Source organism: Polyangium jinanense, assembly GCF_028435365.1.
Map to the genome: position 1 here is coordinate 131,690 of NZ_JAGTJJ010000009.1, position 18,888 is coordinate 150,577.

The 18,888-nt window shown below is 68.8% G+C and carries 23 protein-coding genes; 7 read left to right on the plus strand and 16 right to left on the minus strand.

All coding sequences use genetic code 11. The features are described 5' to 3' along the window. The first annotated feature begins 4 nt into the window (after nt 1–4). A complete protein-coding gene (locus KEG57_RS19600) occupies nt 5–2,152 on the plus strand; it encodes a hybrid sensor histidine kinase/response regulator (protein WP_272422581.1) in 2,148 nt (715 codons plus the stop codon). Nucleotides 2,153–2,169: 17 nt separating this feature from the next. On the opposite strand, the gene KEG57_RS19605 is transcribed toward KEG57_RS19600, so the two are convergent. From KEG57_RS19605 to KEG57_RS19630, 6 genes are read right to left on the minus strand one after another with little or no spacing between them, the layout of a single operon-like run. Continuing rightward, nucleotides 2,170–3,084: an STAS domain-containing protein gene (locus KEG57_RS19605; RefSeq protein ID WP_272422582.1), complete on the minus strand. Its 915-nt coding sequence runs from the start codon at nt 3,082–3,084 to the stop codon at nt 2,170–2,172. A gap of 9 nt (nt 3,085–3,093) precedes the next feature. Continuing rightward, a complete protein-coding gene (locus KEG57_RS19610) occupies nt 3,094–3,486 on the minus strand; it encodes a hypothetical protein (protein WP_272422583.1) in 393 nt (130 codons plus the stop codon). Further along, the gene (locus KEG57_RS19615; RefSeq protein WP_272422584.1) at nt 3,483–4,136 is read right to left on the minus strand and encodes a V4R domain-containing protein; all 654 of its coding nucleotides are present in this window, start codon (nt 4,134–4,136) and stop codon (nt 3,483–3,485) included. The genes KEG57_RS19610 and KEG57_RS19615 overlap by 4 nt, the downstream gene beginning before the upstream one ends. After that, nucleotides 4,136–4,654: a 4-vinyl reductase gene (locus KEG57_RS19620; protein WP_272422585.1), complete on the minus strand. Its 519-nt coding sequence runs from the start codon at nt 4,652–4,654 to the stop codon at nt 4,136–4,138. Before KEG57_RS19620 ends, KEG57_RS19615 begins: the two co-directional genes overlap by 1 nt. Further along, complete coding sequence (locus KEG57_RS19625; protein ID WP_272422586.1) at nt 4,651–4,857, minus strand: hypothetical protein; 207 nt, start codon at nt 4,855–4,857, stop codon at nt 4,651–4,653. Before KEG57_RS19625 ends, KEG57_RS19620 begins: the two co-directional genes overlap by 4 nt. 20 nt (nt 4,858–4,877) lie before the next feature. Beyond that, nucleotides 4,878–5,468 carry a hypothetical protein gene (locus KEG57_RS19630; RefSeq protein ID WP_272422587.1) on the minus strand — a complete coding sequence of 197 codons (591 nt, stop codon included), beginning with the start codon at nt 5,466–5,468 and terminating at the stop codon, nt 4,878–4,880. 86 nt (nt 5,469–5,554) lie between these two features. Between KEG57_RS19630 and KEG57_RS19635 the strand changes: the two genes are divergently transcribed. Then, the gene (locus tag KEG57_RS19635; RefSeq protein ID WP_272422588.1) at nt 5,555–6,919 is read left to right on the plus strand and encodes a M20/M25/M40 family metallo-hydrolase; all 1,365 of its coding nucleotides are present in this window, start codon (nt 5,555–5,557) and stop codon (nt 6,917–6,919) included. Nucleotides 6,920–6,922: 3 nt separating this feature from the next. Here the strand turns inward: KEG57_RS19635 and KEG57_RS19640 are convergent, their stop codons facing one another. Then, on the minus strand, nt 6,923–7,465 hold the full coding sequence (locus tag KEG57_RS19640) for a GNAT family N-acetyltransferase (RefSeq protein WP_272422589.1): 543 nt from the start codon (nt 7,463–7,465) through the stop codon (nt 6,923–6,925). 94 nt (nt 7,466–7,559) lie between these two features. Between KEG57_RS19640 and KEG57_RS19645 the strand changes: the two genes are divergently transcribed. Genes KEG57_RS19645 through KEG57_RS19665 form a run of 5 tightly spaced genes read left to right on the plus strand, consistent with a single transcriptional unit; the run spans nt 7,560 to nt 10,485 of the window. Beyond that, on the plus strand, nt 7,560–8,558 hold the full coding sequence (locus tag KEG57_RS19645) for an aldo/keto reductase (RefSeq protein WP_272422590.1): 999 nt from the start codon (nt 7,560–7,562) through the stop codon (nt 8,556–8,558). 2 nt (nt 8,559–8,560) lie between these two features. Continuing rightward, nucleotides 8,561–8,764 (plus strand): hypothetical protein, encoded by a 204-nt coding sequence (locus tag KEG57_RS19650; RefSeq protein ID WP_272458690.1) that lies wholly within the window; start codon nt 8,561–8,563, stop codon nt 8,762–8,764. A 3-nt stretch (nt 8,765–8,767) separates the two neighbouring features. After that, nucleotides 8,768–9,139: a divalent-cation tolerance protein CutA gene (cutA, locus tag KEG57_RS19655; RefSeq protein ID WP_272422592.1), complete on the plus strand. Its 372-nt coding sequence runs from the start codon at nt 8,768–8,770 to the stop codon at nt 9,137–9,139. After that, nucleotides 9,105–10,061, plus strand: coding sequence for an aldo/keto reductase (locus tag KEG57_RS19660; RefSeq protein ID WP_272422593.1), 957 nt, complete (start codon nt 9,105–9,107; stop codon nt 10,059–10,061). Before cutA ends, KEG57_RS19660 begins: the two co-directional genes overlap by 35 nt. 19 nt (nt 10,062–10,080) lie before the next feature. Next, complete coding sequence (locus KEG57_RS19665) at nt 10,081–10,485, plus strand: phosphopantetheine-binding protein (protein WP_272422594.1); 405 nt, start codon at nt 10,081–10,083, stop codon at nt 10,483–10,485. Nucleotides 10,486–10,498: 13 nt separating this feature from the next. Here KEG57_RS19665 and KEG57_RS19670 read toward each other — a convergent pair whose 3' ends face one another. From KEG57_RS19670 to KEG57_RS19710, 9 genes are all read right to left on the minus strand, one after another. Next, on the minus strand, nt 10,499–11,242 hold the full coding sequence (locus KEG57_RS19670; protein WP_272422595.1) for an SDR family NAD(P)-dependent oxidoreductase: 744 nt from the start codon (nt 11,240–11,242) through the stop codon (nt 10,499–10,501). Next, nucleotides 11,239–12,750, minus strand: coding sequence for a radical SAM protein (locus tag KEG57_RS19675; protein ID WP_272422596.1), 1,512 nt, complete (start codon nt 12,748–12,750; stop codon nt 11,239–11,241). Before KEG57_RS19675 ends, KEG57_RS19670 begins: the two co-directional genes overlap by 4 nt. Continuing rightward, nucleotides 12,723–13,283, minus strand: a complete 561-nt coding sequence (locus KEG57_RS19680) for a hypothetical protein (RefSeq protein WP_272422597.1) — start codon at nt 13,281–13,283, stop codon at nt 12,723–12,725. Before KEG57_RS19680 ends, KEG57_RS19675 begins: the two co-directional genes overlap by 28 nt. Next, nucleotides 13,280–13,993 carry an SDR family NAD(P)-dependent oxidoreductase gene (locus KEG57_RS19685; RefSeq protein ID WP_272422598.1) on the minus strand — a complete coding sequence of 238 codons (714 nt, stop codon included), beginning with the start codon at nt 13,991–13,993 and terminating at the stop codon, nt 13,280–13,282. Before KEG57_RS19685 ends, KEG57_RS19680 begins: the two co-directional genes overlap by 4 nt. Further along, nucleotides 13,990–15,087, minus strand: coding sequence for a hypothetical protein (locus KEG57_RS19690; protein ID WP_272422599.1), 1,098 nt, complete (start codon nt 15,085–15,087; stop codon nt 13,990–13,992). The genes KEG57_RS19685 and KEG57_RS19690 overlap by 4 nt, the downstream gene beginning before the upstream one ends. Before the next feature lie 391 nt (nt 15,088–15,478). Continuing rightward, nucleotides 15,479–16,159 carry an ABC transporter ATP-binding protein gene (locus KEG57_RS19695; protein WP_272422600.1) on the minus strand — a complete coding sequence of 227 codons (681 nt, stop codon included), beginning with the start codon at nt 16,157–16,159 and terminating at the stop codon, nt 15,479–15,481. Between the two features lie 2 nt (nt 16,160–16,161). Continuing rightward, the gene (locus KEG57_RS55635; RefSeq protein WP_272422601.1) at nt 16,162–17,340 is read right to left on the minus strand and encodes an ABC transporter permease; all 1,179 of its coding nucleotides are present in this window, start codon (nt 17,338–17,340) and stop codon (nt 16,162–16,164) included. Continuing rightward, nucleotides 17,337–17,696 (minus strand): hypothetical protein, encoded by a 360-nt coding sequence (locus KEG57_RS19705; protein WP_272422602.1) that lies wholly within the window; start codon nt 17,694–17,696, stop codon nt 17,337–17,339. The genes KEG57_RS55635 and KEG57_RS19705 overlap by 4 nt, the downstream gene beginning before the upstream one ends. 75 nt (nt 17,697–17,771) lie before the next feature. Next, nucleotides 17,772–18,704: a hypothetical protein gene (locus KEG57_RS19710; protein ID WP_272422603.1), complete on the minus strand. Its 933-nt coding sequence runs from the start codon at nt 18,702–18,704 to the stop codon at nt 17,772–17,774. Nucleotides 18,705–18,888 lie beyond the last annotated feature (184 nt).

Here is an 18,888-nt window from a genome sequence, read left to right on the forward strand (position 1 = left end):
CCTCATGAGCCAGGAAATCTGCCCGCCGTCCTCCCCATCCGCTGTCCCCTGCGTGCTCCTGGTCGATGACCACCCCGCGAACCTGCTCGCCCTGGAGGTGGTGCTCGAGCCCCTCGGCCTGCATTTGATGCGCGCAAGCTCGGGCAGAGACGCGCTCCGGCAACTGCTCAGCAACGAGTTCGCGGTCATCGTGCTCGACGTGAACATGCCGGACATGGACGGGTTCGAGACGGCCGCTCTCGTGCGGAGGCTCGAGCGCACGCGGGAGATCCCGATCATTTTCATCTCCGCGTTTCACCGCGACGACACCTACCAAGCCAAGGGGTATGCCCACGGCGCCGTGGACTACCTGCCCAAACCCTTCAATCCCGACATCCTGCGCGCGAAGGTCGCCGCGTTCGCGGAGCTCTGGCGCCGCGCCGAGAACCTCCGCGTCCGCGAAGCCATGCTCTTCGAACGGGAGCGGGCCGAGCTCGTCGCCCGCGAAAAACGCGCCCAGGCCGAGGCAGCGAACAGCGCCGCGGTCCTCGACGCCGTCATCGCGGGCGCGCCCATCGGGATCGCCATCTTCGACGTGCACCTCCGCTGCGAGCGCATCAACGCCGCGCTCGCCGAGATGCACGGCGTGCCCGCCGATGCCCAGGTCGGACGCACGCTGGCCGAGACGCTGCCCGAGGGGCCCGAGACCGCCACCACGATCGAGCGCCTCGAGCGGGTCTTCGACACGGGCGAGCCGCTGCTCAACCTGGAGGTCGCCCGGCCCGTCCCCGGGGGATCGAGGCATCGGTACTCGCTCACGAGCTACTTTCCCGTGCGCGTGGAGGGCCGCGTCGCGCGCGTGGCCATGACCGTCGTCGACGTGACGGCCCTGCGCGCGGCCGAGGCGCGCGCCGCCACGAAGCGCCAGAACCTGCACCGGCTCATGAGCGTGGCCGCGGCCCTGTCGGAGGCGCACACGAGCCAGCAGGTCGCGGAAATCGCGGTCGCCCAGGGTCGCGCGAGCCTCGGCGCGAAGCGCGCGGTCCTCGGCGTGTTGACGGAGGACGGGGCGGAGCTCGCGATCTTGCAATCGGTCGGGTTCGAGGAGACGGAGCTCTCGCCGTGGCCCTACGTGCCGCTCACGCACCCGCTCCCCATGACGGACGCGGTCCGGGAGCAGCGCCCGCTCTTCTTCGAGTCGGCGGCCGCGGCGGCCGACCGATATCCCCAAATCTCGTCGTTGCGGTCACTCGGCCACGAGGCTCTGGCGGCCGTGCCCCTCCTCTTCGAAGAACGCGGGCTCGGGGTCCTGGTTCTCTCCTTCGACGAGCGCCGGGCCTTCAGCGAGGCGGACCGGGCGCAGCTCACGACGCTCGCGCGCCTCTGCGCGCAAGCCATGGAACGCGCGCGCCTCTATGACGCCGAGGCCCGGGCCCGCGCCGAGGCGGAGACCGCCAATCGCGCGAAAGACGAGTTTCTCGCCCTCCTCAGCCACGAGCTGCGCAGCCCCCTCAATGCCTCGCTCGGCTGGACGACGATGCTCCGCGACAACATCCTCCCCGCCGAGAAACGCGAGCGCGCGCTCGTCACGGTGGAGCGAAACATCCGCGCGCAGGTCGCGCTCATCGAGGACCTGCTCGACGTCTCGCGTATCGTCGCGGGCAAACTGCAGCTCAACAGCATCCAGTCGCTCGAGCTCGCGGGCATCGTCGAATCGGCGATCGACGCCGTCCGCCCGGCGGCGGAGGCGAAATCGATCAGCGTCGAGGGCCTCGTCGAAACGCAGGACCGCGTCCACGGCGACCCGGGCCGGCTGCTCCAGATCGTGACGAACCTGCTCGGCAACGCGATCAAGTTCACGCCGAAAGGAGGCTTCGTGCGCGTGCACCTCCGCCGCGTGGATGGGTCGCTCGAGCTCTCGGTCACCGACAACGGGCAAGGCATCTCGCCGGCCTTCCTGCCGCATGTCTTCGACAAATTCCGGCAGGCCGACAGCGGAATGACCCGCACGCACGGCGGGCTCGGCCTGGGCCTCGCGATCGTCAAGCACCTGGTCGAGCTGCACGGCGGCACGATCACGGCGCACAGCGAGGGGAACGGCAAGGGAGCCGTCTTCGTCATGCGCGTGCCGATCGCGGACGTGACGGCGCGACCGACGACACGGCCCCGCTGATCTCCGCCGCGATCGTTTTACCCCGCGCCGCGCCCCGGCATTGCCGCGCGCCGACCGAGACGGGCGAAACAATGCCGCAGGCCGTATCTCACGTTCCGCAGGAGACGGAGGTGTTCGAACCGCACGTCGAGGTGAAGCAAAGAAACGGCGACGGCCGGGCGAATGCCCGTGAGGATGCACTCGGCGCCCACGAGCTCCACGGCGCGGACGAGATCCAGCAAATGGCGCGCGCTGTTCGTGTCCATCGTATCGACGCCGGTCCAGTCGATGATCACGAAGCGTGATCCCCTCGATACGACCGCGTCGAGCAGCCGCGACGTGATCTCCGCGCCGCGCCGATCGTCCACCGCGCCGATGACGGGGAGCGCGAGCACGTCGTCCCATACCTCGATGATGGGCGTCGAGAGCGCGTCGATCCCCTCCTCCAGCCGATCGATGAGCGCGCGTTTCTCGTCGTCGCTCGCCACGATGGCCTCGTCGAGCTCGCGCAGGATGTCCTTGTGCTCGGTCACGTCGCGCGTCACGGTCACCGCGGCGCGCACAACGCCGTTTGCGTCGAGGAGCGGGCGCGAGGACTGCGAGATCCACGTGCAGCGGCCCTCTTCATCCGTCGGGGCGAGCAGGCTCTCGAGGTTGTCGACCCCCTCGCCGCCGAGCGCCCGCCGCGTCGGATCACGCTCCGGGGGCGCCGGCGAAACGCCATCCGAAACGAATACACCCCGCGACCCGGGCTCGCCCGCGATGGCCCGCATGTGGGCGTTGTACATTCGATGCCGGCCCGACGTGTCCTCGACGATCACCCCGACGGGCATCTCGTCGATCACGGCCCGTAGCAGGTCGACCTCCTCGGCGAGCGCTTGCCGGGCCCGCATCTCCTCGGCGAGCCGCGCCTCGAGCGCCGCGATCCGCGCCTGCATTTCCACGACGTCCACATCGGACTTCTACCCCGCTTGTGGCGGGATGGCCAGGCAGGAGCCCTGGTTCAACATACGGTCGAGGGTCTCGGCGATCTCGCGCGCGGCCCGCGCTTGCCACGTGAGGTCCGTTGCAAGGCGAGGCATCAAAATGGCGCGACCCGCGCGCGGCGCGACTGTGAGCTGATAAGCCCCCGGGACCTCGATCACGTAGAGCGCGGGCCGCTCGCGGAGCTCCCCGCGAGACGCGAGCCAATCACGAAAAGCCGAAGGAAATGGCTCTTTCGTCACGAGCTCGAACTGATCACGCCGGATGCAGCCGTAGCGCCGCGTGATCCGCACGCGGCCGACATCGATGACGTCAAGGATCTCCCCGTACGAAGCAAAGCTCCGCCGGTCCTCTGCGACCTCCACGTTCATCCCTGCATTCGCTCCACGACGAACTCGCAGTGCGAATCGCCCTTCGCGGCGCAAAGATGCTCGCGGGAGCGGAAGGATCGCGGATGGCTGAACACCTCGCGATAAAGCTCCTCGGTGAGCGAGGGCCTGCGTGTGATGTCGCCCTGGTAGAGGAGGTTCATGAGCCCGGCCAGCCCGCCGTTCGCGAGGTAGCAACGTGGCCCGTCGGCCCGCGGATACGATTCGAGGTACCCGCGCGACTCGTAGCTATCCCGCACCTCGACGACGAGCCGCTCGCCGGGCAGGAGCTCGGCGACCCGGAAACGGCCCCAGCCGAGGGCGTTCACCACCGCGATCATGCCGTGCACCCAGTCCTCGCGGCTCTCGATCATGGGCTGCACGAGCGCGTCCCACTCGACGGACACCATGATGCCGCCGAACGTGTGGAACGCGCAAACGTGCGCGGCTTCCGTGAGGAGCGCGATCGCGTCCTCCGTGAGCTCGGGGTTTTCCCGGACGAGCGCGCCGAGGACGCCGAACGAGATGCGGTTGTAAAAATCCGCGTAATGGTTCGTCAGGTACAGACCAAAAGCCGGAATGAGGCCCTCCTCGTTGCCGGCGAGGCCCATGCCGGTGACGGTTTCGACGATGACGCGTTCGTCGATGGCCATCACCACACCTCCACGCGGAAGGAGCACCGCTCGCCCCCGGCGGCGACGCATTCGGTCTCGCGGCTCGTGACGCGCTCGGGCGCGAGCCGGCACGCGACCGCGACCGCGCCGGCGAGGAAACCCGCGACGAAGAAGCACCCCGGCGTGGGCCGTTTGCCCCAGCGCGAGACCCAGCCGACCGCATAATGCGAATGCTCGAGCGTCGCAAGGCCGCCGCCCACGCCGAGGTCGCTCACGTCCATCCGGCCAAACCCCTGCGCCGCGAAAATGTCCGCCGCGCGCCTGAGCGCGTCCGCGGCCGAGCCGCTGTTCGCGTCGTTTTCGAGCCCTTGCAGCATCGATCGCGACGCCTCCATCCCCGCGGCCACGAGCAGCGCCGGGGCCCGCTCCTGCAGGGCGTCCTCGATCGTGCGCTGGAGGAAGACGTTGTAATGGTGGCAGTGGAACACGAGCCGGCGCCCGCCGAGCGTGGTGATGCCGCGCTCGAGGTCCGCCTTCGGAGCGAGGTGAAAGCTCATCGTTTTGCCTTCCTTTCGTGTTCCAGGATCTCGCGCGCGCAAACCCATGCCCGCGCCACGAGCTCCGGGTCGTCCGGGATCGACTCTGCGTTGCGTGACAAGGCCCGCCCGACCAGCAAATTCAAGCGCGCCAGCTCCACCACGGCGTTGCCGCGGGCGCGCCCTCGGACGAACTCCACGACCTGCACGAGCTCCTTGCCCACGCCATGTCTCCGTCTGCCGGCTAGAGCCGGCGCCAATCCTCGCCGTGGAAATCGGGGAACGAGACCTTGCACGTGCCCGGATCGATCCCCGTGATCCGCGCCCTTCCATTCGCGTCGAGCATGCCCTCGCGCGTCGCCCCATCCGAAAGCTCGATACGGTAGCGCTTGAACGGCACGGGCTTCGGCGGATCGTCGTCGTCCACGAGCTCGATGCCGAACCAGGTTTTTTCCTCCCGTGCTAGGACCTTCTCGCCCGTGGGCTCCTCCTTGCGGCCCCCCGCCGCGAGGACGAACTGCATCTCCATCTTGAACGCGCGAAGCTCGCCGCTCTCGAGCGCCCGCCGAATCTGCGCCCGCTGCCCGACGAACGACGCGCCCTCCCGCATGCCGAGCGGGCCCGCGAGGAAGGCCGCGATGTCGGCGACGAGGGGGCGCATGCGGGGTTCGTCCGGGAACCATCCCTCGACGAGCCACGCCGCGAGGCTCCGGGCGACGGGCGACGCGTCCTCGGGCACCACGCCGGCGCCGAGGCGCGGCACGATCCATACGACGTCCGAGAGCGTGCTGATGCGCCATTTCTTGCCGTGCATGATCTCGCGCCTCTGCACCACGAGAATACGCGCTCGGGCAGGCCCTCGGCAAGACGTCCGAAAAGCCCTACCCTCGCGCGCTGCGTGGTTGCTAAGATGTCGCCGCCATGACGTCCGTCTCCACGCAGGATCCCTCCCCGCACATGCCAGATCGTGAGATCGGCGAGCACGCATTCCGACTCTGCCAGACGCTCCTCCGCATCGACACCACGAACCCGCCGGGCCGCGAGCGCGCCGCCGCGGAGGTCGTCGCCGGCGAGCTCGCGGCCGCGGGGCTCGATCCGATCACGCTCGAGAGCGCGCCCGAGCGCACGAACGTGGTCGCGCGCCTGCGCGGCACGGGCGAGCTGCCGCCGATCCTGCTCACGGCGCACCTCGACGTCGTCGAGGCCGAGGCCTCGGCGTGGAAACATCCGCCGTTCTCGGGCGTCGTCGCGGACGGCTGCCTCTGGGGGCGCGGCGCGATCGACATGAAGAACATGGCCGCGATGTCGGTCGCGATCCTCGCGCGCCTCGCCCGGGAAAAACCGCGCCTGCGCCGCGACGTGATCTTCGCCGCCGTCGCGGACGAGGAGGCGGGCTGCGACCACGGCTCGCGTTTTCTCGTGGAGAACCATGCCGATCTCGTGCGCGCCGAGTACGCGATCGGCGAGAGCGGCGGCTACACGCTCCACCTCGGCAAGGCCACGTTTTACCCGATCCAGGTCGCGGAGAAGGGCATCTGCTGGGTGCGCGCGCGCGTCCGCGGCGAGCCCGGGCACGGCTCGATGCCCCGCGAGGATTCGGCTGTCGTCAAGCTCGCGAACGCCATTGCGCGGCTCGGCGAAAAACCGCTGCCCGTGCACGTGACGCCCTACATCCGCGATTTCGTGGACGGCCTCGCCTCGAAGCAACCCGCGCCGCTCCGCTCCCTCCTGCGCCGGCTCCTCCACCCCGCGATCGCGCCGCACGTCCTGCGCGCCCTGCCCGATCGCTCGATGGCGCGGAGCTTCGGCGCGATGCTCTCGAACACGGCCTCGCCGACGATCCTGCGTGCGGGCGCGAAGGTGAACGTGATCCCCGGCTTCGCGGAGGCCGAGATCGACGGGCGCACGCTGCCCGGACAAACCGAGGCCGATTTCCTGCGCGAGCTCGGCGCGGTGCTCGGGCCCGAGGTCTCGCTGGAGGTCATCCGGAGCGCGCCGGCCACCGCGATCGACTCCGTCGATTCTCCGCTCTTCGACGCGATGCGCGCGGCGATCCTCGACCGCGAGCCCGGGGCCACGGTCGTGCCTTACATGATCCCGGGTTTCACGGACGCGCAGTACTTCACGAGGCTCGGCGCGAAATGGTACGGGTTTTCCCCCGTCAAGATGCCGAAGGGCCTGCGCTTCGCCGAGCTCTTCCACGGCCACGACGAGCGCATCCCGGTCGATGGGTTGAAATGGGGGACCGAGGTCCTTTTCGACGTCGTGCGCAGGTTTTGCCAGTAAAACTCAAGGCGAGACGAGCGCGTCCGGCCACCACGGCGCGGCCTCGGCCTCGCCGCGGTCGAGCGCGAGCACCACGTGCGGCAAGGTGGCGCGGACGCGGTCGCCGATCCGGTGCATGCCGAGCCGCGCCGCGAGGCGCATCGAGAGCAGGTTGCCCGGGACGATGTCGGCCACGAGGCGATGCGCATTCACGCGCTCGAAGGCGTACCGCACGAGGCCACGCGAGGCTTCCGTCGCATACCCCTGGCCCCAGGAATCGAAGGCGAAATGCCAGCCGAGCTCGAGGTCGGACGCTGTGATGTACGGGGCCAGGACCACGTCGCCGATGATGACCCCGGAGGCCTTCTCGACGACGGCAAACCACCCCTGCCCCGCGGGCATGTTCCGGACGCGCTCGAGGATCTCGTCGAGCTTGCGCGCGCTCGCGGCGGCATCCGGCATGGCGCCCCACCAGATGACGCGGGGGTCGCCCCAGATACGGTGGAATGCTCCTTGATCGCTCACCTCGAGCGGCCGTGCGAGGAGCCTCGACGTCTCGAACGTCATGAAAAGTATTGTGCCTCGCGCGAGATCGACCGTCGAGAAGGTCTTCCCGCGGCGGTCGTTCCGGTCCATCCTTTTTCGGGGAGCGAGACACACGATGGCGGACGAGCTTTCGAGGCGGGGCGTGCTCAAGGTCGTGGCCGCTGCGGCAGCGGTCGCGAGTTGCAAAACCACGAGCAGCGGGACCACGGCAGGCGCAGGCGAGACGAGCGCGGCGCCGCCGGCCCCTGCATCACCGTCCATCGCTGCGACGCCGGTTTCCGCGGGCACGCGGACGCTCGGACGCACGGGCGCGCCCGTCGAGCCGGTGTCGCTCGGCGGCGAGGGGATCTTGCGGACGTGGAACCGCGAGCGCGAGGCCGTACCGATGATCCTCGAAGCCCTGCGACTCGGCGTGCGGTATTGCGACACGGCGCCGGCCTACGCGGGCTCGCTCGATTATTACGGCGAGGCGTTCCGGCAAGCGCCTCCGGGGGCGCGCGATCAGGTCTTTCTCGCTTCGAAAACCCACGAGCGGAGCCGCGACGGGAGCCTGCGCCTGCTCGACGAGAGCCTGAAGCGGCTCGGGACGAACCGCCTCGACCTCTGGCAGCTCCACGATCTGCGCACCCGCGAGGATCTCGACGAGATCTTCGGCAAGGGCGGCGCGATCCAGGCCGTCGAGGCGGCGCGGAAGGACGGCCGGATCCGTTTCGTGGGGATCACCGGGCATCACGATCCGGCCATCCTGGTCGAAGCAATGCAGCGGTACGATTTCGACACGGTGCTTTGCGCGGTGAATCCTGCCGATCCGGCGCGGCTCCCGTTTTTGACGACGGTGGTGCCCGAGGCGCGGAAGCGCGGAATGGGCGTGATTGGCATGAAGGTGATGGCCGCGGGGCGGATCCTCGCGGACGGCGCCGCCACGCCCGAGGAGCTCATCGGGTATGGTGCCCATTTTGCGGATACGGTGATCGTGGGCATGCGGAGCCCGGCCGAGGTGCGGCAGAATCTCGCCATTGGGCGGGCGCTCGCGCCGCCAACGAAAGAATCGCTCGCGGCGCTGGAGCGGAGGCTCGCGCCGCGGGCCGACGAATATTCGTATTTCAAGGCATGAGCATGAGGCCCAGCTTCTTCCGCACCGCGCCCCTCATTGCCTTCGGCTTGCTCGGCGGATGTCAGGTCGTGCTCGGAATCGAGCCGGATTTGCGCCTCGCAACGTGCGAGGAGGGCGAGGTGTACAACGCGACGCCGGCCGATTGCAATTGCGCCACGAACTTTTGCGTCGAGGGGATCTGCTGGGATCCTGGCTTCGGGGGCTGAACCATGCAATCCGAGCACATCCTCGTCCACGTCACGACAGGTTCAGCCGAGGAGGCCGAGGCGCTCGGCGCCGCCATGGTCGCGCAGAGGCTCGCCGCTTCGGCCCAGGTCGAGCCGATCACGACCAGCCATTACCGGTGGAAAGGCGCGATCCACGCCCCTCCCGAGCACCGCGTGACGTTCTTCTCGCGCGCGGCGCTCTGGGACGCGATCGTCGCCTTCGTCCGGGCGAACCATTCCTACGAGCTGCCGCAGATCGTCGCGACGCCCATCGCCCTGGGCCTGCCGGAGTTCCTCTCCTGGATCGACGAGAACACGCGCGCGCTGGAGCAAGAGAGCGATGAGGTACAAGAAGCTCGGGACGACATCGATTGAGGTGAGCGCCGTCATTTTCGGCGGCTGGCAGGCGGGCAAGGAGTCGTGGGTCGGCATCGACGACGACGCGCAGATCGCCGCGCACCGCGTGGCCCTCGACGCGGGCGTGACGACGTTCGACACGGCCGAGGAATACGGAGCCGGGCACAGCGAGCGGATCCTTGCGAAGGCGCTTGCCGGCGAGCGCGAGCGAATCGTGATCTTGACGAAGGTGTCCTGGAACAACCTGCGTCGGGAGAAGGTGATCGAGGCGTGCGAGCGCTCGCTGAAAAACCTCGGGACGGACCGGATCGATCTTTACCAGATTCACTGGCCCGCCGGGAGCTTCGGCAGCGAGGTCGTGCCGATCGAGGAGACGATGGGCGCGCTCGTGGATCTGAAGGCGCAGGGGAAGATCCGGGCGATTGGCGTTTCGAACTTCGATCGAGCGCAGATCGAGGCCGCGAGCCGCGTGGGTCGGGTGGACAGCCTGCAGCCCTGTCATTCGCTGTTTTTCCGGAAGGCGGTGGAGGACACGTTCTCGTATTGCCAGGAGAACGGGATCTCGGTGCTCGCGTATTCGCCGCTCGCCCAGGGCCTGCTCACGGGCAAGTTCGGGCGCGGGCACGTGTTCGCCGAGGGCGACAACCGCGTGGACAATCGGCTCTTCAGGGGCGAGACGTTCGAGAAGGCGCTCGCGGCACTCGAGGAGCTCCGGCCGATCGCCGCGAGGAACGGCGTGACCCTGGCGAACCTCGCGCTCGCGTGGCTCGTCGCGCAGAAAGGCGTGTGCGCGATCGTGGGCGCCCGGAACGAGGCGCAGGCGAGGGAGAATGCACGCGCGGGTGATGTTACGCTCGGCGCGGCGGATCTCGCGGAAATCGATCGGATCGGGCGGGTGGTCTCGGATTCGCTGCCACCCGGATTGATGTGGGACTGGTGATCGCGTAGGATCGCGCTCGATGTCCGCAGCCAACGACCCCGAGATCGCCGCGCAAGTCCGCCAGATCGTCGCCGAGGCCCTTGCCCTCGATCCGGCCACGGTGAAGAACGAATCCTTGCTCATGGCCGATCTCGGCGCCGAGTCGCTCGATTATCTCGATATCGTGTTCAAGATCGAGCGGACGTTCGGCATCCAGATCACGCGGGGCGAGATGCAAAAGGCCGCGCGTGGCGACATGAGCGAGGAGGAGTTCGCGCCGGGCGGCGTCGTCAGCGAGAAGGGCCTCGAACGGCTGCGCGAGCTGATGCCGGAGGCGAAGGACCGCATCGTTCCGGGGCTCAGGCCCGTGCAGATCCTGGGGCTCTTCTCGGTGCAGACGTTCGTGAACATGGTGGAAGCGAAGAAGCGGGGCGTGGTGGTCTGACAAACGGAGCGGGTCAAAGCCCCCCGTCGATCACCACCTGCCCGCCCGTCATGAACGAGTTTTCGTCCGAGACGAGCCACGCCGCGAGATCCGCGACCTCCTCCACCGTGCCGAGCCTGCCGAGCGCCGCCTGCGCCACGTAACTCTCGACGCGGTGCTTGGGCAATCGCGCGGACAAACCCGTTTCGAGCAGGCCTGGGACCAGGCAATTCACCGCGATTCCATATCGGCCGACCTCCTTCGCGAGCGCCAGGGAAAACCCGACGAGCGCCGCCTTCGAGGCCGCGTAGTGGACAGGCGCGTCGAGGACGCGGTCCGCGCCGAACGAGCCAACGTTCAGGATGTGGCCTTTTTTGGACCGGATCATCGATTTCAACGCCGCGCGCGAGAACAGATACGGGCCCTTCACGTTCGTATCCATCGCCGCGTCCCACTCCGCCTCCTCCAGGAGCGCGATCGGGAGGACCTGCGTGAGCGCCGCGTTGTTCACGAGCACGTCGATGCCGCCGTACGCCGTCTCGACCGCCTTCACCGCGGCCGTCACGTGCGCGGCGTCCGAGACCGAGCCCTTGAGCACGAGCGGCGCCGCGCCCGCAGCTTCGAGCAGCGCGCGCGTTTCCTCGGCCGCGTCGTCGCGCTCGCGGTACGTGAACGCCACGCGCGCCCCTTCCCGCGCGAAGGCCAATGCAATCGCGCGGCCGAGGTTTCTCGAACCGCCCGTCACGAGGCAACGTTTTCCCGAAAGACGCGCGCTCATCGGGTCCTCCCGCGGCCGAGCTGCACGAGCGGCGTTGCGGGACGCGGGGAAAAACGCGCGTCGCGCTCGCGGTAGAGGACGTTGTAGGCGCAGGAGGGGACGTTCGAGCCGTCGGGGCCGGGCATGCCGACGCAGCAGCGGCGAATGCGATCCGTGTCGAACGTCTCCTCGTCCATGTGGGTGTGTACGTAAATGGCCTTCGTGTGCATCTCGGCGATCCGCATGCGAATGGCCTCGTCCGTGCCCGGCGCGAACATGCGCTCGACGAGGTCCTTCAGGGCGGCGAGCACCGCGTCGGTCTCCTCGCATTCGATGTCGCCCGCCCAGAGGCGATTCAAGACGTCCACGAGGATCTGCTCCATCTCGGGGCCGGGCACGATGTAGAGCTCCTGCGAGAGGAGGCTGCGCAGGTCGTCGCGGCTCATGAAGCGGGTGAACGGGAGCCAGTGGCCGTCCTTCAAGCGAAGCAGATAGGCAATCTGGTAACAGAGCGGATGCGCGAGCGGGGACGGGACGAAATCGCGGACCGCGATCCGGCCGCCCGATTGGCGCTCGATGTCGGAGAGCGCGTCAAACGCGGTGTAGCGCGCGCTGCGCTCGAAGCTCGCGCCGCTCTGGCCCGTGAACGTCATGGGGTGGAATTCGACGGAGCGGATGAAATCCTTCGAGAGCGCGAGGTCGATGAAGGCCGCGACCTCGTGGTCGTTCACGCCACGCGCGAGCACGGGCAGGAGCGTCGTGGCCACGGCGTGTTTTTCCAGGAGATCGAGGATCTTGAGCTTGGCATTCAGGTGGTGGCCGCCGAGCATCTTTTTGTTTGCCTCGGGCTCGAAGGAGTCGAACGAGAGAATGACGCGGGCGTCGATACGGGCGAGGCGTTCGAGCAGCGCTTCATCGCGGAGGAAACGCAGGCCGTGCGTGGAGATGGTGACACGCCGGACGCCGGCCGAAACGCACATCTCGACGAGGCGCTCGAATTCGGGGTGTTGCGTGGGCTCGCCGCCCGTGATGTTGATGATGCGGCGGTTGACGCTCGGGGGCTTCGCTCCGACAAGCGGAGCTGCGCCCCCGACCCCCCCGGGCGCGACGTGGTCGAGGTGCCGCAGGATCGCCGCGAGCTCCCCCTCGGACATGTGGTAGGCGCCCTCGTTTTTGTTATGCGTGTAGCAAATGGGGCAATCGAGGTCGCATTTCGAGGTGATCGGGACGACCGGGAGGTGATTGCGTTGCTCGTGCTGCTCGCAGGGGCCGCAATCGTAGGGGCAGCCGGCGGAGATGGGGCGCGGCGAGGCGGGGCGTTCGAGGACGGAGGCGTGCCGGACGGTGTCCTCGTACCAGTCGGCGGAGTTCGATACGAGTACCTCTTCGGGTCCGTGCAGCTCGCAGCGCTTGCGCAGGACGATCTTGCCAGAGGCGCGCACGGTCTCGGCCGGAACCGTGCGCTTGCACGTCCCGCAGAGGCCCATCGTGGCGCCGAGGATCACGCCTTCGTCTGTTCCGTCCGCCATTGCCGCTTCAGCCATTTCCGGACCGCGAAATCGGTCGTGTGGATGAGGAAAAACCCGAAGACGAGGTTCGTCACCCACGTGGCCCAGAGGGCCGGGGTGTATCGCGCGACGGGCGGAAACGGCCGGTGCGCGAGGTTCACGTTGAGCGTGGGCGGCGTCGCGTAATAAGCGAGCACGACCATCGCGGCGAGGAAGGCGAACGAGGCCCACGGCGCCCAGCGCGGCAGGCCCGAGCGGCGGACCTCGAGCGCACCGACGACGAGCGGCGTGACGTGCACGAGGACCGAGGTCCAGGAAGTCGTGCGGGTCTCGCAGAGGTCGAAGAGGTAACCCCAGAGGCCGGCGCCGATATGGAAGGAAAAACCAAAGTGGATGAGCGCGGGTTTGCGGAGGAGCACGCCGACGGCGAGGACGGCCGTGGCCACGTGGCAGGCGTAGAGCATCTCGGGCAGGAGCCCGTTCGGCATTTTCTCGATGACCGCGTGGAGCACGAGGACGACGAAGAGCAGGAGCCCGACCCAGCGCGGCGTCACAGGCCCCCCGTGATGGGCAAGACGGAGCCGGTCATCCAGCGATTGTGGAGCGCGAGGCGGGTGATCGCGCGGGCCGCCTCGACGGGCGTGCCGACGCGCTGGAGCGCGCTGTACCGCTTGTAATCGGCGAGGCGGGCCGGATCGAGGCTTTCCGAGATGCCGCCGCCGAGCGCGCCGAGGAGGACGAGGTTCACCCGGACATTCTTCGGGCCGAGCTCCTTGGCGAGGGCCTGCGTCATACCGAGCCGCGCGGACTGGGTCGCGGCGAAATGCACGCCAGAGGGGATCTTCGCGATGCCGTCGAGCGCCGCCGTGAGGACGACGTCGCCGGGCCGACCTGCGAGCCGCGCCGCGAACGATTGCATCGCGACGTACACGGAGCGGACGTTGACCGCGTGCATCTCGTCCCAGAGCGCGTCGGTGACATCCGCGAGCGCGCCCGCGTCGGAGACGACGGCGGAATGCACGAGCAGGTCGGGCGCGGCGTCCTCGGCGTCGAGCGTGTCGAAGAGGGCGCGGATCGCCGCGGGTTCGGCGAGGTTCGTCCGGAAAGACCGCGCGCCCGTCTCGGCGGCGAGGGATTCTGCGATGGCGGCGCCGCGCTGGTACGTGAACGCGACGCGGGCCCCCGCGGCCGCGAGCGCGCGCACGACCTCGCGGCCCACGTATCCGCTGCCCCCGAGCACGAGCGCGCGCCGGACGTCGGTCACGACGCTGCCTCCAGGCCGAGCTCGAACCTGAGCGTTTGATCCTCGCGCACGTGCCAGATCTTTTGATCGATGTAGTAATGGTGGAAGAAAATGCCCCAGTACATCACGAGGAAAAGATCGGGGAGCGCGGCGCCGCGCGAGACGGGCGCGAGGCTCGGGAGGACGCCACGGCCCGCGTTGAGCGCGAGGTATCCGAGCGAGACGAGGACGAACGCGGCATACGCCACGAGCGGGCGGCGGCCGAATCGGGCCGCGAGCGAGCGCGCGTCAGAGCCCTCGAAACGGCGCCGGGAGACCGCCGCGATGATGCCGAGGTAATTCACGCCGTGCACGATTCCCCCGACGACCGTGGACGCCATGAACGCCTGCTCGGGGTCCTCGGGGCGCGGGACAAGAGGCTCGAAGGAGCCGACGACGAACAGCGCAAAGAGCTGGAGGCCGAGTGCTGGGCCGAGCAAATACAGGAGCGGACGTTCGTCCTCGTCGCGGAAGCGGGTTCGTCGGTAAATGCCATACACGATCGTCGCGACGAGGAGCAGGCCGAGGAGAGCGAGCCCGAGGAGGGCGAGAAAGCGCGGCGGTTCCGCGGGCAAACCGAGGAAGATACGATTTTGCGGGTGGCCGAACGAGAAGAGGCCAAACGCGAGCCAGAGGGCGCCGTGCAAGAAGAGGCGATCGGTCTTGCGTGCCGGGAGCGCGGTGCGCGCGTGGTGCTGGTAGATGGCGAGGACGCCGTACGATTGCCGGACGGCATGGTGAAAACTCCAGAGCGCCGCGACGAGAAGGAAAAGATCCATCGGCGCGCGCAGGCCCGTGACGCGCGTGAGAGACCACGCGGCGAGGCCCGGCAGGAGAAAGGCGAGGCTCAGGACGAGCAGGCGGCCGCGGCGCGCGCGGAAGCCCGGGTCGAGGTAGGTGCGGGCCCAGGTGGCCGCGAGGTGCGGGCCGTCGACGAGGACGAGGAAGGCCACGAAGAGGGGTACGATCGCCCGCGGGACGGCGAGCGCGAAGGCCCCGACGAGCGCGGCGAGGAGCGCGCTGCCGAAGAAAAACGCGAGGTCGAAGCGGCGACCCCCGATCCATCCGGCCTTCACGGGACCAGCCTACCACGGCGAAGGTGAGCCCCATTCGAGCTTTCGCGCGTCCCAGCGACGCGGTCGCCGAGGGCGACGACGCGACCGGAAGGGCGCGTCCACGCGACCGGAAGGTGCGTCCACGCGACTCGAAGGCGCGTCCACGTGAGGGGAGGAACACGTCCACGCGACTCGAAGGCGCGTCCACGCGACTCGAAGGCGCGTCCACGCGACTCGAAGGCGCGTCCACGCGGCTCGAAGGCGCGTCCACGCGACCCGAAGGCGCGTCTACGTGAGGGGAAGAACACGTCCACGCGACTCGAAGGCGCGTCCACGCGACTCGAAGGCGCGTCCACGCGACTCGAAGGCGCGTCCACGCGGTATGCCACGCTCGAACGGCGTGGCGAGGCCTTCACAGGACCATTCTACCATGCCGCAGGCGGAGGACGCGCGGGAACGAGGCGAGCAGGTCCGTGTCGTGCGTGCAGACGACGACGGCTGCGCCTCGGGCGTTCGCGCGGCCGAGGAGCGAGACGACGGACGCGGCGCTGGCCTCGTCGAGGTTCGCCGTGGGCTCGTCGGCGAGCACGACGGCCGGGTCGTTGACGAGCGCGCGGGCGATGGCGACGCGCTGCATTTCACCGCCCGAGAGGCGCGTGACGTCGTGCCGCATGCGCGCTTCGAGGCCAAGCTCGGCGAGGAGGGCCTCGGCCCGCGCGAGGGCCCGGCCGTGATGGCCGTGGAGCTTCCAGTGCGGGAGCGCGACGTTGTGGCGCACGTCGAGCGCCGGCAGGAGGTGAAAGGTCTGAAAGACGAGGCCAATGCCTTCGAGGCGCGCGCGGGCGCGCTCGCGACGGCTCATGCGCCGGACGCTCTTGCCGCGCATCCTGACCTCGCCCGAAACATCCGCGTCGAGCAGGCCGAGGACGGCGAGCAGGGTGCTCTTACCCGAGCCGCTCGGGCCGGCAATGGCGGCGAGCTCGCCCTCGGCGAGCGTGAACGAGACGTCGTCGAGGGCGCGGACGTCGAGGGCCGGCGTGCGAAAGGTCCGCGTGACCGAGGCGAGCTCGTAAAGCACGGGCGCATTCGCCATGGTCATTCCCTCCGGAGCTCGACGGCCGGCTCGGCGCGCGAGGCGAGAATGGCCGGGACGATGCCCGCGAGGAGCGTGGTGGCGAAGAGGACGAGGGCCGGGATCAAAAACGAGCGGAGCGTGATGCTCGGGAGGACGACGAACCCCTGGTGGGAGAAAATGGGGTTGTCCTGGAAATACCTGCAGAGGGCATACCCGAGGCCGCTGCCGAGGACGGTGCCGATCCCGCCGACAAGCAGGGCCTCGAAGAGGTGGATGAGAAAAATTTCGCGCCGGCTGAAGCCGAGCGCGGCGATGGTGGCGATGCGGCGGCGCTCGTGGAGGACGTGGATGTAGAGCAGCGCGAGGACGGGGATCATGACCGCGACGACGACCATCGTGGTCGAAATGGCGGAGAGGGCGCGGTTGCCGTCGATGGCGTTCTTGACGAACGTCTGGGCCTCCCACCAGGTTTCGACCTTCTGATCGGGCGCGAGCTCGGCGATGCGCTTCGCCCATTCGCCGGCGCGGGCGTCGTCCGTCGAGAAGACGCGGATCTCGCTGGAGACGCGGTGTTTGCCGAAGAGGTCGCGCAGGGCGTCGAGGGGGACGAAGAGCTCGTAATCGGCGCGGAAGCCGCCCGAGCCGCGGAGTACGCCGACGACGCGGAAGACGGCGGAGACCATTCGAACGTCGTCGCCGGCCGAAAAAGGCAAGGCGACCTTGATCGAGGAGCCGACGTGCGCGTCGAGCTGCTCGGCGAGCTTGGCACCGAGGACCGCGGGCCGCTCGTCGCCCGCGGCCATGCAACGGCCCTCCGCGAGCTCCTGGCAAAATCCGGCGGCGCGGTCTTCCGCGACGGGATCGATGCCCGCGATGCTCGCGGAGGTCGTGCGTTCGCCGTGGAAAAAAGAGCCCACGTGGACGAGCCGGATCGTGGCGGCGCGGACGAAGGGTTCTTGGGTGATCCGCGCGGCAAGGGCCTCGGCGCCTTCGAACGTGCCGCCGGACTTCGCCGTGACGCGGACGTGGCCCGTGTCGCGCGAGAGGCCCTTTTCGCGGAGCTCCGCGGTGTATCCTTCGATGTTGGCGGTGTTCGGGATCTGAAAGCCGAGCCCCGCCGTCACCGCAGCGAGCAGGAGGACGAACGAGACCCGGCTGCGGACGAGCGTGCGATACGCGAGGTAAAAGAGGACCCTCACGCGCGACGACGAGGCGCGCCGCGGCGGGCCCTGCGGCTGTAGAGCAGCGCGCCGAGGCCGAGGATCCAGGCGCCCGTGGCACCGTACGTCATGGCGCCGGGGGCTGCGACCGCGCAGCCGCTCTCGTCGTCTTTCGGCTGCTCGGTGGAGCCGCCCGTCGAGCTCGTGGCGCCGGCGCTTCCGCCGTTGCCGCCGTTGCCGTTGCCGTTGCCACCGTTGCCGCCGTTGCCGCCGTTGCCGCCGGTGCCGCCTGCGCCGCCGCTCCCGGACGAGGTCGCGGGGGGAAGGTCGGCGCTGGCGGGCAGGGAGAGAGCAAGCGGCGCGAGGATACCCAGGACAAACAAGAATTTACGCATGTCGCGAGGAAAGCAGAAACCGCCCCGGACGACAAGAGCCATGCGCGATTCCGGCTCGCGAGGCGCGGCGTCGGGTCAACGAGACGCGGCGCGGCCGAAGCGATAGCCGCCCCAGAATCCGCGGGACGGGGACGTCTTCGGCATCGGGTCCGGGGCCATGTCCCACCCGTACTTGGTCACGGCTTGCTGGAAGAGCGAACGATACTCATCCTGGAGCGCGGCGAGCTCGGCCTTGCCGGCTTCGTCGATGCCGAGCGCCTCCCAGTACGAATCCCCCTCGGGCAACGCGTTCCAGTCGTTGTCCACGAAGCGCGCGTCGCACTGGCCCGATTGCGTGAGCTCGGCCGGAACGGCGGCGAAGCTCCCGGCCGCTTCGCCGAGCTTCGCGACGAACGCGTCGTCGTCGAGGCCCGAGAAAGGGGCGCCCTGCGAGTCGCCGATGTTCAGGAAGTACATCGCGTCGCCGAAGGCGAAGAAGCCGCCGCCGAGGCCCGCGTCGACGTTCGCGGCGTGCGTGAAGAAATCGGCGGCGAGCGCCTCGTCGAGCCTCCCGTCGGGGAAGGTGACGACGCCGAACCTCGTCGCGCCGCCCTCCTTGGGCGTGAAATCGGCGAGCAGCACGCTCCATTGCAGCATGACCACGCCGATGGCCGCCGCGGCGCGTGTCGCGTCCGGCCACGCCTCGGGGAGGCGGGTCTGGATCGAGGGATTCGTGTCGTTCTGGTAGCCGCCCGGCGCGTCCTCGGTGGCCACGTCGTCGACGTTCACGGCCGCGAGGACATCCTTCACGAAATCGGCCCGGAGCTCTGCCGTGAAGGCGGCGCGCTCAGCGTAGGGATCATCGGTGTAATCGACCATGAAGCCCACACCGGGCATGGCCTCGTACGACATCTGGATGAAATCGGGCGCGTACGTCGGAGGCGAGAGGGACGCCCGTTCGTCGTCGGAGCACGCGATCAAAGCGAGGGAGAGGAGGACCCACGCGAACGTGCGGGATAGGCGAGGCATGAAGGACTCCTGTGGGGCCAAGTCGGCGACTCTGCGCGGGCAGCAACTTGCGCGCCAGGAGTTGTGAAGGACATACGGCTGATTTTCGGCGGGAAAACGTGATGGGTGAGGCGTCGTTCCCTCATTTTCCACCCGGATTCCGAGGGCTCCCGTCCTCACGTTTGGAGGCGCACAGTTCCCCCTC

Excerpts from the sequence above, each read along its gene's own strand:
- KEG57_RS19600 (WP_272422581.1), top strand. The coding sequence starts at position 5 with ATGAGCCAGGAAATCTGCCCGCCGTCCTCCCCATCCGCTGTCCCCTGC.
- KEG57_RS19610 (WP_272422583.1), bottom strand. The coding sequence starts at position 3,486 with ATGAACGTGGAGGTCGCAGAGGACCGGCGGAGCTTTGCTTCGTACGGG.
- KEG57_RS19615 (WP_272422584.1), bottom strand. The coding sequence starts at position 4,136 with ATGGCCATCGACGAACGCGTCATCGTCGAAACCGTCACCGGCATGGGC.
- KEG57_RS19620 (WP_272422585.1), bottom strand. The coding sequence starts at position 4,654 with ATGAGCTTTCACCTCGCTCCGAAGGCGGACCTCGAGCGCGGCATCACC.
- KEG57_RS19635 (WP_272422588.1), top strand. The coding sequence starts at position 5,555 with ATGACGTCCGTCTCCACGCAGGATCCCTCCCCGCACATGCCAGATCGT.
- KEG57_RS19640 (WP_272422589.1), bottom strand. The coding sequence starts at position 7,465 with ATGACGTTCGAGACGTCGAGGCTCCTCGCACGGCCGCTCGAGGTGAGC.
- KEG57_RS19645 (WP_272422590.1), top strand. The coding sequence starts at position 7,560 with ATGGCGGACGAGCTTTCGAGGCGGGGCGTGCTCAAGGTCGTGGCCGCT.
- KEG57_RS19650 (WP_272458690.1), top strand. The coding sequence starts at position 8,561 with ATGAGGCCCAGCTTCTTCCGCACCGCGCCCCTCATTGCCTTCGGCTTG.
- cutA (WP_272422592.1), top strand. The coding sequence starts at position 8,768 with ATGCAATCCGAGCACATCCTCGTCCACGTCACGACAGGTTCAGCCGAG.
- KEG57_RS19660 (WP_272422593.1), top strand. The coding sequence starts at position 9,105 with ATGAGGTACAAGAAGCTCGGGACGACATCGATTGAGGTGAGCGCCGTC.
- KEG57_RS19665 (WP_272422594.1), top strand. The coding sequence starts at position 10,081 with ATGTCCGCAGCCAACGACCCCGAGATCGCCGCGCAAGTCCGCCAGATC.
- KEG57_RS19670 (WP_272422595.1), bottom strand. The coding sequence starts at position 11,242 with ATGAGCGCGCGTCTTTCGGGAAAACGTTGCCTCGTGACGGGCGGTTCG.
- KEG57_RS19675 (WP_272422596.1), bottom strand. The coding sequence starts at position 12,750 with ATGGCGGACGGAACAGACGAAGGCGTGATCCTCGGCGCCACGATGGGC.
- KEG57_RS19695 (WP_272422600.1), bottom strand. The coding sequence starts at position 16,159 with ATGGCGAATGCGCCCGTGCTTTACGAGCTCGCCTCGGTCACGCGGACC.
- KEG57_RS19705 (WP_272422602.1), bottom strand. The coding sequence starts at position 17,696 with ATGCGTAAATTCTTGTTTGTCCTGGGTATCCTCGCGCCGCTTGCTCTC.
- KEG57_RS19710 (WP_272422603.1), bottom strand. The coding sequence starts at position 18,704 with ATGCCTCGCCTATCCCGCACGTTCGCGTGGGTCCTCCTCTCCCTCGCT.